The sequence below is a fragment of the Pseudomonas marginalis genome, from assembly GCF_001645105.1.
GTDB classification, from domain to species: Bacteria; Pseudomonadota; Gammaproteobacteria; order Pseudomonadales; family Pseudomonadaceae; genus Aquipseudomonas; species Aquipseudomonas petroselini.
In genome coordinates, this window is sequence record NZ_LKEG01000047.1 from 1 (window position 1) to 12855 (window position 12855).

The window sequence follows — 12855 nt, forward strand, 5'->3', positions numbered from 1 at the left end:
AGAAAGGCATGACCTTACTCTTGCCGCCCCCGGAATACTTTTAAAAAGCGGAGGACACGACAACTACCCTGACACCGGGGGCCGCTGTAAAAGCGGAACCCATAGTGGCCGTTACCTAACTAACGGATATGTACCCTGTCTGATCCAACATCCAGGTCAGCCGTCAGGCCGCCACGGGAGCAAGCTCCCTCGCCACAGGTTCAGCGCCATACCCAGAATTGTTTAGATACCGATGCCCCGATGGCGCTGAATCAGTCACCTGATGAATCGACTGACACACCGCCATCGGGGGCAAGCCCCCTCCCACATTTGGATCGNGGGGTGACAGGTTGATAGCGATAGGCTCTCAGGCCGCCACGGGAGCAAGCTCCCTCGCCACAAGTCCAGCGCCATAGCCAGAATTGTTTAGATGCCGAGGCCACGATGGCGCTGAATCAGTCGACTGATGAATCGACTGACACACCGCTATCGGGGGCAAGCCCCCTCCCACATTTGGATCGCGGGGTGACAGGTAGATAGCGATAGGCTGTCAGGCCGCCAGCGGGAGCAAGCTCCCTCGCCACAGGTCCAGCGCCATAGCCAGAATTGTGTAGATACCGAGGCCTCGATGGCGCTGAATCAGTCACCTGATGAATTGACTGACACACCGCTATCGGGGGCAAGCCCCCTCCCACATTTGGATCGCAGCCTAACAGTTAGATGGTGGTCGGCTGTCAGGCCGCCAGCGGGGGCAAGCCCCTCCCACATTTTTAACTGTGCCCGCTTTAGAGCCCCTTCCGTGCCAACAACGCCAACCCTTCATGCAGCGCCGGAAACAGGCTGTTGTTGAAGTTGTTCCAGCGCAGTTCGAGGATGGTGTCCTCCGGCGAGATCTCGGTCTTGAGCACGTCATGGAACACTTCGCCCGAGTCGATGCCGTTGTCCACGTAGTGGAACGACGCGCCCGTGAGGTACAGCGGCTCCGATGGCGTCGTGGCCTTGGTCGCCCAATCGGTGACCGTCAGCCCACGCGCACCGTACAGGGCGTTCCAGGTCGCGTAGGCGCCACGGCGCTCGTAGGGCGATTCGATGCGGGTAACGCCCGGATGAATGTTCATGATGCGGCGGGCAAACGGTGCACCGGGACGCACCAGCTCGTCGAGGATCACCAGCAGGCCGTCCAGCACCACGATATCCGCCTTCAGTTCCACCAGCGTGTCGTGCAGGCGGCGTTCGAAGTCTTGCTTGCCGGCGATGTGTTCCGCAGTGCCCCGTGGCAGGCGGCGATAGGTGGACGGCACGCTCAACAGCAAGTCATTGACCAGGCGCCCCTGCACCTGCAAGTCGGCCGGGTACAGCCACTGACGACCCGGCGTGTAGGCAAAACCGTAGTCGCTGACCAATTGCTGGTCACGCGGGTTCTGCTCGTCATCGTCATACACCACCCCCACCAGGTTGTAGGCCTCGCCCAGCGGCGTGTCGTTCAGCGCCCCCGCCAGGGATTCCAGCACCGACATCATGTAGCGCTCGTGGTCCTTGTAGGCCACCGGCTGCCCGGCCTTGTCGGCAGCGGCATTGCGCAGGGACCACACATACACCAGGTTCTTTTTCGTCATTGTTTCGCTCTCACTGGATAGATCAGGCACGCGCCGATACGCGTGCGCCTACACCACAAGAACGAACCAGGCCCCGCCCAATTTATCCATCGCGGCCACCGCCGGGCACGCCGAGCTAAATAGTCGCGCCGACACTTCGTTTGTCATGGGTAAGGGTCTGTGTGCCCAGCCCCCTCTTTTTCACTTTCCGGGAAGTATTTATGACCGACCCCAAGCGCGGCGCCTTCAACGGTTTGCTCGCATTGCTCAGGCCTTTTCGCACTATAGTGACCGTCTCCGTCGCCCTGGGCATGGCCGGCGGCCTGGCCATCACGTTGCTGCTGGCGACGATCAATAATGCCCTGCACTCGCCACAAGGCATGACCCAGGGCGTGATCCTGACCTTTGCAGCCTTGTGCGTGCTGGCGCTGGTCAGCTCGATCATTTCCGACATCGGCACCAACTACGTCGGCCAACGGATCATTGCCGCCCTGCGCAAAGACCTGGGTGAAAAGGTGCTGTCGGCACCCATCGGGCAAATCGAGCGCTACCGCTCCCACCGACTGATCCCGGTGCTGACCCACGATGTCGACACCATCAGCGACTTCTCCTTCGCGTTCACGCCCTTGGCCATTGCCGCCACGGTGACGCTGGGCTGCCTGGGCTACCTGGCGTACCTGTCGGTGCCGATGTTCCTGATGATGGTCGTCGCCATCGTGATCGGCAGCGCCGTGCAGTTCATCGCCGGCGGCAAAGGTATCCAAGGCTTCGACCTGGCACGCAGCCATGAAGACGAATTGCAGCGTTATTACAACGCCATCGCGTCCGGCGCCAAGGAACTGCGCATGCATCGGCCACGGCGCTTTCGCATGAACACCCACCGTATCCAGGAAACGGCGGACCGCATCAGCGATATCCAGGTGCGTTCGGTCAACATCTACATCCTCGCCAAGACCTTCGGCTCGATGCTGTTCTTCGTGGTCATCGGCCTGGCCCTGGCGATGCAGGCCTATAACCCGAACCCGGACCCGACCGTGATCACCGGCTTCGTGCTGGTGCTGTTGTACATGAAAGGCCCGCTGGAACACCTGCTGGGTTACCTGCCCGTGGTGGGCAAGGCGAAGATTGCCTTCGGGCGTATCAGCGAGTTGTCTGAGCGCTTCTCCTCGCCTGAACCGCACCTGCTGATGGATGACAGCGAGGCGCCGACACCGATCGTCAACAGCCTGGAACTGCGAAACGTGAGCTACAGCCCACCGGCCGTGGAAGGCAGCGAGCCGTTTCACCTGGGGCCGATCAACCTGAGCATTGCCCAAGGCGACATCGTATTTATCGTCGGCGAAAACGGCAGTGGCAAGACCACGCTGATCAAATTGCTGCTGGGGCTCTACCCGCCGCAGTCCGGCGAAATCCTGCTCAACGGCGAGGCCGTGACCGACCCCGAGCGCGATGACTATCGCCAATTGTTCACCACGGTATTCGCCGACTACTACCTGTTCGACGACCTGGTCCAGGGCAGCGCCACCCAGTCACTGGACAGCGCCACTAAATACCTGGAACGCCTGGAGATCGCGCACAAGGTCAGCGTCAAGGACGGTGTGTTCAGCACCACCGACCTGTCCACCGGCCAGCGCAAGCGCCTGGCACTGGTCAACGCCTGGCTGGAGGAACGCCCGGTGCTGGTGTTCGACGAATGGGCCGCCGACCAGGACCCGGCCTTCCGCCGGATTTTCTATACCGAGCTGCTGCCGGACCTCAAGCGCCTGGGCAAAACCATCATCGTGATCAGCCATGACGACCGCTATTTCGACATCGCCGATCAGCTGGTACGGCTGCGCGCCGGCCAGGTGGTGCATGAAATGGAGCCTGCATGACATTTTCTTTTCCGGTTTTCCGAAGTAGGAACGTCTCACTAGTGGTAATGAGAACTAACCTCAACAAACATTAAAATTTGCCCACTTAAAACATAGAAGAGAAACCATCCATGTCAGCACGACTCGGTCTCAGCCCACTGAGCAAAGCGCTAACCAGGGCCCTGAACATCAACCTCCTGCCGAGCGCGCTTGCCCTAGCGGTATCGCTGCCGGTTGCCAGCTATGTACAGGCACAGGAGATCGAGTTGGATATTCCAGCACAGGCACTGGGGAGTGCACTGCAGGAATTCGGCCGCCAGGCCAACCTGCAGGTGCTGTACAGCCCGACCGACGTGGCGGGAAAAAACAGCACGGCGATCAAAGGTAAACTGGATCCGCAGCAGGCGATCAACACCTTGCTGGCAGGCACTTCGACCACTCACAGCCTCAGTGGCAACGCGCTGACCGTTACCGCCGCCGGCGCGTCCGCCGGGCTGGAATTGAGTCCGACCCAAGTGACCGGCAACGTGCTGGGCAACATCACCGAGGGCTCCGGCTCCTACACGCCGGGCACCATTGCCACGGCCACGCGGCTGACCCTGACCCCGCGGGAAACCCCGCAGTCGATCACGGTGATTACCCGCCAACATATCGAGGACTTCAGCCTCAACAGCGTCGATGACGTGATGCGCCACACGCCTGGCATCACCGTATCGGCCTATGACACCGACCGTACCAACTATTACTCGCGTGGGTTCTCGGTCAACAGTTTCCAGTACGACGGTATTCCGTCCACCGTGCGCAACGTCGGCTACTCGGCGGGGAACACCCTCAGCGACATGGCGATCTACGACCGCGTCGAAGTGCTCAAGGGTGCCACCGGCCTGCTCAACGGCGCCGGCTCCCTGGGCGCGACCATCAACTTGATCCGCAAGAAGCCGACGTCGGAGTTCAAGGGCCATGTGCAATTGGGCGCCGGCTCCTGGGACAACTATCGCAGCGAAGTGGATGTGAGCGGCCCGTTGACCGACAGCGGCAATGTCCGGGGCCGTGCAGTGGCGGCGTACCAGGACAAAAAGTCCTTCATGGACCATTACTCGCGCAAGACCGAAACCTACTACGGCATTACCGAGTTCGACCTGTCCCCAGACACCATGTTGACCGTCGGCTTCGACTATCAGGACAACACGCCCAAAGGCTCCAGCTGGTCCGGTTCGTTCCCGCTGGTCAACTCCAACGGCAGCATCAACAAGATGCCACGCTCCTACAACAACGGCGCCACCTGGAGCTCCTGGGAACAGAACACCCGCACCGCCTTTGCCATGCTTGAGCATGATATGGGTGACGGCTGGGTCACCAAATTCCAGCTCGACCACAAGATCAACAGCTACCATGCCGACCTCGGTTCGATCCAGTTTGTCCAGCCGGCAGCCGATGGCACCGCCGAGGTCAACGGTCAGAAATACACCGGCGAAACCAAAAGCACCTCCGCCGACCTCTACGCCACCGGGCCTTTCAGCCTGTTTGGCCGCGAACATGAACTGGTGGTGGGCGGCTCGATCGGCACGTCGCGTTGGCAAGGCAAGGGGTACTGGTCGCCGGAATGGCCAGGCGGCAATAAAGTCGATTTCTATAACTGGAATGGCCACATTGCCAAGCCGATCTACGGCCCTGTCCAGCAATACAACGACGATACCATCCGCCAGACCGGCTACTACATGACCACACGCTTGAACGTGATGGATGACCTGCACGTGATCCTCGGTGGGCGCGTCGCCAACTACCACGTCACCGGTATCAACCCTTCCTACAAGGAAACCGGCCGGTTCGTGCCGTATGCCGGCGTGATCTACGACCTGAATGACAATCTCTCGGTGTACACCAGCTACACCGATATCTTCCAACCCCAGGAAAGCACGTACAAAGACCGCAACCAGACGTTGCTGGAACCGGACGAAGGCCAAAACTACGAGCTGGGCCTGAAGGGCGAGTTTCTCGACGGTCGCTTGAACACCAGCATTGCCTACTTCGAAGTGCATGAAGACAACCGTGCCATCCCGGACGATGCCTATAACAACCAGACTCCTTCCCCGCAAAACTATGCGTTCAAGAGCTCCAAGGCCGTCACCAAGGGTTACGAAGCAGAAATCTCAGGTGAGCTGGCGCCGGGCTGGCAAGTACAGGGTGGCTACACCCACAAGATCGTGCGGGACGCAGACGACAAGAAGATCTCCACCTTCGAACCTGAGCACCAGGTCAACCTGAACACCACTTACAAACTCAAGGGCGACCTCGACAAGTTCACCATCGGTGGCGGCCTGCGCTGGCAGAGCAAGGGTTGGAATGAAATCTACAACTCGCCGCTCAAGACCAACCAGGACATCACCCAGGAGTCCTATTGGCTGGTGGACTTGATGACCCGCTACCAGGTCACCAAGAACCTCTCGGCGACTGTCAACTTCAACAACATCTTCGACAAATCCTACTACACCAACGTGGGCTTCTATAACTCGGCCGCTTACGGCGAGCCGCGCAACGTGATGTTCAGCACCCGCTGGGACTTCTGATGTGATGCCTTGATCGCCCTGGCGGCGATCAACCAAAAGCCCGATGGAAGCACTGCTTTCATCGGGCTTTTTTGTGCCCCGCCCTCCCCTGTGGCGAGTCCCCTGTGGCGAGAGAGCTTGCCCCCTCGCCACAGGTTCAGTGTTCATCACTTGATGTGTTATTCCATGGCGGCCACCAGGCTACGGATGAACTCGGCACTGTCGATGATCCCGTCGTGATCAGTCTCGATCACCACTGAACGCTCGATCCGCCCCTGAACAAGGGTGCTTGCCATGTGCTGCTCGATGAGGTCCTTGAACTGCCCGGCGCGGCTCATGGACGCCCACCAGCAACTGACCGGGGCCTTGATCGGCTTGAAGTCCGCCGCCGACAGACGCTCACTGAGCGCGCGGTCGACCTCCCAGGAAATCTGCGCCTCATTGCCACGCAGCAACTCGTCCTTGATACCGGTAAAGGCGTCGCCCAGGGTCTGCTCGGCCCAGGCGATAAACCCTTGCCATTGCCCCGCTTCGTCTTCGGCATCGCGCTGACATTGCTGCCAGGCCGCCTGAATCCGCTCGGCAAACGCCGGGAACATCACGCCCAACAAGGCCGCACGCCGCTCATTGGCCGAGACTTCACGGTCATCCTCGGTGACGACCGCCTGCCAATAGTGCGTGAGCCACTGCGGCGGCGCGGCGTCGATCCAGCCGACAAACTCGACATCACGTCCCGCTTGCTCCAGCACGTAGGCGACTTCCATCGCCAGGTTGCCACCCAACGACCAGCCTGCCAGGCGGAAGGCGCCCTGGGGTTGGGCCAACAGGAGTTGCTCGGCGTAATCCTCGACCATGGCTTGCCATTCGGGTACTGCTGCACCGTCTTCGGCCAATGCACGGCAAATCACCCCGAACACCGGACGCTGCTCCCGGAGCGCGAGGGCAATCGCGGTGTAGCAATGCACCGAACCGAAGCTTGGGTGGAACATAAACAACGGTGTGCCTTCGGACTGGCTGTTGAGCTTGACGATCAACGAGCTGCGCGCGTCGCCCTGCAGGCAGTTGACCTGGCCGCGTACCGTCGGGTTAAGCATCAACTGGCTAACGGACAAGCCGACACCGCTGACTTTACGGATACGCTCCTTGAGCATCAGCACCAGCAAGGAGTGACCGCCCAACTCGAAGAAGTTGTCGTTCAGCCCTACGCGCTCGACACCGAGGACATCACGCCAGATCGTCGCGACGTGCTGCTCGATGGCGCTTTGCGGGGCCTGATAAGCGTCCGCGCCTTGCGCCTCCGGTTTAGGCAACGCCTTGCGATCCAGCTTGCCATTGGGGCTCAGCGGCATCTGTGTCAACACCACCCACTGCGCCGGCACCATGTAGTCCGGCAACTGCGCCGCCAGGTGCATCGCCACCTGTGCTTTCCAATCCTCGCTCGGCGCCTGCAGCACCAGATAGCCCACCAAGTGCGTACCGTCCACGGCGAGCACCGCCGCTTCACGCACGTACGCATGCTCCAGCAGGCGGGCCTCGATTTCACCCAACTCGATGCGCAAGCCACGCAGCTTGACCTGGTGGTCGATGCGCCCGGCGTACTCGATCACCCCATCGTCGCGATAACGCGCCAGGTCTCCGGTGCGATACAAACGGGTGCCACTGCCGAACGGATCGGTCACAAAGCGTTCGGCGGTCAGCGCCGGCCGACGGTGATAACCACGCGCCAGGCCGACGCCGCCGAGATAGAGTTCACCCAACACGCCAACGGGTGCCGGTTCCAAGTTGCCGTCCAACACGTAGCAGCCCAGGTTGGCGATCGGCCGACCAATCGGCACGGCGTCACCCCCTTCGTCGACGCAGGTCCAGTGGGTCACGTCGATTGCCGCTTCGGTCGGCCCATACAAGTTGTACAACCCGGCACGTGGCAGTTTAGCGAACACCTGTTGCTGGGCATCCACCGGCAGCGCTTCACCGCTGCACACAATGCGCTGCAGGCTGTGACAGGCGCCGACGCCGGCATCCTGCAAGAAGACCTGGAGCATGGACGGCACAAAGTGCAACGTAGTGACTTGCTCGGCGGTGATCAGGCTCACCAGCCTGGCCGGATCACGATGGTCACCCGGCGCTGCCACCACCAGGCGCGCACCGGTCATCAGCGGCCAGAAGAACTCCCACACCGACACGTCGAAACTGAACGGCGTCTTCTGCAAGACCGTGTCACTGCCGTCCAGGCCATACGCCTGCTGCATCCAGCACAGCCGGTTGGTCAGCGCCGAATGGCGGTTACCCGCACCTTTGGGTTGGCCGGTGGAGCCCGAGGTATAGATCACATAGGCGAGGTTTTCGCCATCGACGACGACCTGCGGATTCCGCTCGGCGTAGGCCTGCAACCCCTCATCGTCCTGCTCCAGCACCAGGCTGTGCAAGCCCGTTGGAATCGGCAGTTGCTCCAGCAAATGCGCCTGGGTCAATAACAGCTTCACGTCGCTGTCTTGCAGCATGTAGGCCAATCGATCGCGGGGGTATTCCGGGTCCAGCGGCACATAAGCACCACCTGCCTTGAGTACCGCCAGCAGGCCAACGACCATTTCAATCGAACGCTCAACCGCCAGCCCCACGAGGACATCCGGCCCGACGCCGGCCGCCATCAGGCGATGCGCCAAGCGGTTTGCCCGGCGGTTAAGCACGGCGTAACTCAATACCTGCCCGGCAAATACCAGCGCCGGTGCGTCCGGCGTGCGCACCACCTGAGCTTCGATCAACTGATGCACCGGCAGGTGCAGCGGGTAGTCCGTGGCCGTGGCGTTCCAGGCATGCAGGACCGTTTCGCGCTCGGAACGGGCCAGCGAAGGCAACGTTGCCAGACGCTGTGCGCCGTCCACTGCCAATGCCTGCAACACCTGCTGGAAGTGCTCGGCCAACCGTTCGATATGCGCCGCGCTGAATGCCTGGCGGTCGTAATTGAACTCCAGGCCCAAGGTGTCACCAATGCCCAGCAAGACAGTCAACGGATAGTGGGTTTGCTCCAGGCTGTGGACGGCGCCAAACGTGAGCCCCGAAGGTGCGCCCTGCTCCAGCGCTTCGGACACCGGGTAGTTCTCAAACACCAGAATGCTGTCGAACAGCGCCTCGCCACCCAGCCCGGCCCAACGCTGGATCTCGAACAGCGGCGTATGCTCCTGCTCACGCAAGCGCACGTTTTGCGCCTGGATCTGCTGCAGCCACTGGCTGACCTTCATCTGTGCATCCGGCGTGGCCACGACGGGCAAGGTGTTGATGAACAGACCGACCTGTTGTTCGATACCGCGCAATTGCGCCGGACGGCCTGCCACGGTGGCGCCGAACGCCACGGTGGACTGCCCGGTGTGATGCTGCAACAGCAGCAGCCAGGCGCTTTGCACCAGCGTATTGAGGGTGACTTTATTGCGCTGGGCGAAGGCCTTGAGCTGAGCGGTCTGGCTGGCGTCCAGGTTGAGACGATGCTCGCCGTTGACCGCCAGCGCCTCGCTTTGCGCAGCCTGTAGGCCACGGGCCAGGCGGGTTGGCTCTTGCAGGTTGAGCAATTGCTCTTTCCAGAATGCCTCGCTGACCGACTTGTCCTGTGCCTGCAGCCAGGCAATGTAATCGCGGTAACGCCCGATGGGCGCACGCAGCGGTTCACCGGCGTAATGTTGCAACACCTCGCCAAACAACTGCGAACCACTCCAGCCGTCCATCAAGATGTGGTGGTTGGTGTAGATCAAGTGATAACCGGACGCCCCCGTACGGACCACCGTCAGGCTCAGCAACGGCGCCTGTTCCAGCACGAACCCCTGGGCCCGCGCCGACTCGGCCAGGCTATCGAGTGCCGCACTGCTGCCGGGCCGACCTTGCCAGTCCAGCTCGGTGAACGGCATGCGCATCTGCTTGTAGACCACCTGTAACGGCTGCTCAAGCTCGGTCTGCCAGAGAAAACCGCTGCGCAGGATCTCATGGCTGTCGACCGCCGCCTGCCAGGCCTGGCGGAAGCGCGGTACATCCAGGCCCTCGACATCGATGCGCATCTGGTTGATGTAGTCACCCGAGCCTTCGCCGTACAGCGATTGGAACAGCATGCCTTGCTGCATCGGCGACAGCGGGTAAACGTCTTCGATGTCAGCCACCGTCACCGGCAAGCTGTCCAGTTGCGCCTGGGACAAGCGCGCCAGCGGGAAGTCCGAAGGCGTGACACCCTGGTTGACACCACAGTGCTCGATCAACGCCTTGAGTTCCGCGGCGTAGTCATCCGCCAGGCGTTGTACGGTCGCCTCATCGAACATCTGCTGGCTGAAGCTCCAGTTCAACTTCAATTCGCTGGCGTAGACCTGGCCGTTGATTTCCAACCAGTTGCCCAGCGGTGCCTCGGCACTCTGTTCGGCACCACTGCCATCACCGGAGGGGACGAACAAGCCTTCCTGTTCGCCGCCGTCAAAACTGCCGTCGAATTGCCCCAGGTAGTTGAAGGTGATGCGTGGGCGCGGCAGTTCACTCAGGGCCTGTTGAGCCTCGGCATTCCCCAGGTAACGCAGGGCACCAAAGCCCAGGCCCTTGTCGGGAATCGCGCGCAGCTGCTCCTTGATCTGCTTGAGGGAGCCTGCCAGCGAATCGGTCGGCACCAGCTTCACCGGGTAGAGGCTGGTGAACCAGCCGACGGTACGGGTCAGGTCGATCTCGTCGAACAGGTCTTCACGGCCATGGCCTTCCAGGCGGATCAACATCGACGCGTCACCGGTCCAGCGCACAACGACGCGCGCCAGTGCGGTCAGCAACAGGTCATTGATCTGGGTGCGGTAAGCACTGGGGGCGTCCTGCAACAGACGCCGCGTGAAAGCCTGATCCAGGTGGGTGGTCACGCTCAGCGCATGCCGGTTGCTCACGCTGGCCTGTGGATCGGCCCCCGGCAGGCCGGTGGGGCTGCCTTGTAACTGCGTCTGCCACCAGGCCAGTTCCTGCGCCAGTGCGGCGCTGCGTGCATAGGTTTGCAGACGCTCGGCCCAGGCCCGGGTCGCGCTGGTCTTGGCGGGCAACACGACCGTGGCACCTTGGGCAAGCTGGCGGTAAGCCGTTTGCAGGTCTTCCAGCAGGATGCGCCAGGACACACCGTCCACCACCAAGTGATGAATCACCAGCAGCAAGCGCTGGGAGCCGTCGGCCAGGTCGACGAGCACTGCACGCAGCAGCGGCCCTTCGCTCAGGTCGAGGCTGCGCTGGGCTTCCTCACCCAGGGCCTCCAACTCTTCGACCGCATTCAAAGTGGTCTGCCACAGGACCTGTTCGGCCTGATGCTGCTGCGGCCCGCGATACGCCGCGCTCCAGCCTGCCGCGCCCTGGACGAAACCGATGCGCAGGGCGTCGTGATGCACGATCAAGGCCTGCAACGCCGCCACCAGCAGCGGCGCCTGCAACGCCTGGTGTGGCTGTAGCACCACCGACTGGTTCCAGTGGTGACGCTGGGGAATGTCATCGGCAAAAAACGCCTGCTGGACAGGCAGCAACAACAACTCGCCGGTCAATGCCGACTGATCCAGCACCACCGCGCCCTCGCCTTCCCGGGCCACGGCCGCCAGGCTCTGGACCGTCTGGTGCTGGAACAGATCCTTGGGCGTGAAGCGCACACCGGCCTGGCGGGCACGGCTGACCACCTGGATCGAGATGATCGAGTCACCGCCCAACTCGAAGAAGTTATCGTGCAAACCGACACGTGGCAGACGCAGCACGTCGGACCAGATCGCCGCGATCTTCTGCTCCAGCTCACTCTGTGGCGCCACGTACACCTGCTGCATCTGGCTGACATCCGGGCGCGGCAGGCCCTTGCGGTCGAGCTTGCCGTTCGGCGTCAGCGGCATGCGCTCAAGGAACATCAGGTGCGTGGGCACCATATAGTCCGGCAAGCGGGTTTTCAGGGCACCGCGCAAGGCTTCGCGGCAGGTCGACTGCGCCACGGCGTCGTCAACGAGCAACGGGTCCAGCGGCACCACATAGGCGACCAGTTGCTTGCCGCTCGGCCCTTCCTGGGCCACCACCACGGTTTCGCCGACACTGTCCTGCTCGCGCAGGCGCGCTTCGATCTCGCCCAGTTCTATACGGAAGCCACGGATTTTCACCTGATGATCGACGCGGCCGAGGTAATCCACCACGCCATCCGGGCGGCCACGGGTCAGGTCGCCGCTGCGATACACACGACTGCCGGGCTTGCCGAACGGGTCCGGCACGAAGCGCTCGGCGGTCAGGGCCGGGCGCTCCAAGTAGCCCCGGGCCACGCCCTCGCCGCCCAGGTACAACTCACCGGCTACGCCGATGGGTTGCAGGTTGAGTTGCGCGTCCAATACGTAGCCGCTGCGGTTGCCCAGCAGTGTGCCGATTGGTGCGTAGACGGCACCGCACGGGTCACCACGGCGGGCCTTCCACAGCAACGGCGTGACCACGGTTTCGGTCGGGCCGTAGCCGTTGAACAGGTAAGTCGGCTTGAGCGCGCGCCACGCCAGGTCATAGCTGGCCTGGGCCACGGCATCACCGCCGAAACAGTACACACGAACCTTCGGCGGGTTACCGTCGCGTTCGGCATGTTCGGCCAGCTGCTGCAGGTATACCGGCGGGAACACGGCCATGGTCACGTGATGGCGATGCATCTGCTGGTAGGTGTATTCCGGCAGCCACAGGCTGTCATCGCGAATCAGCACGCTCGCGCCGTTGATCAGCGGGTGCATCCAGCCTTCGTGGGAGCCATCGAAGGCGAACGACATGAAGTGCAGTTCGCAGTCAGCCGGGCCGGTTTCATAACGCTCGCCGGTGGCAATGATGTGCGCCACCAACGGGCCGTGGGACACCGCCACGCCTTTGGGCATGCCGGTGGANGCCGGAGGT

The 12855-nt window shown here is 62.0% G+C and carries 4 protein-coding genes; 2 read left to right on the forward strand and 2 right to left on the reverse strand.

The annotated features are described in order from the left end of the window. Nucleotides 1–764: 764 nt before the first annotated feature. Nucleotides 765–1595, reverse strand: coding sequence for a formyl transferase (locus AO064_RS20715; protein WP_064054503.1), 831 nt, complete (start codon nt 1593–1595; stop codon nt 765–767). A gap of 200 nt (nt 1596–1795) precedes the next feature. On the opposite strand from AO064_RS20715, the gene AO064_RS20720 reads away from it, so the two are divergent. After that, entirely contained in the window at nt 1796–3448 is a 1653-nt protein-coding gene (locus AO064_RS20720; protein WP_044287024.1) for a cyclic peptide export ABC transporter, read from the forward strand. A gap of 110 nt (nt 3449–3558) precedes the next feature. Then, nucleotides 3559–5994: a TonB-dependent siderophore receptor gene (locus AO064_RS20725; RefSeq protein ID WP_064054504.1), complete on the forward strand. Its 2436-nt coding sequence runs from the start codon at nt 3559–3561 to the stop codon at nt 5992–5994. A gap of 158 nt (nt 5995–6152) precedes the next feature. Here the strand turns inward: AO064_RS20725 and AO064_RS31350 are convergent, their stop codons facing one another. Next, nucleotides 6153–12836: an amino acid adenylation domain-containing protein gene (locus AO064_RS31350; RefSeq protein ID WP_425262146.1), complete on the reverse strand. Its 6684-nt coding sequence runs from the start codon at nt 12834–12836 to the stop codon at nt 6153–6155. Nucleotides 12837–12855 lie beyond the last annotated feature (19 nt).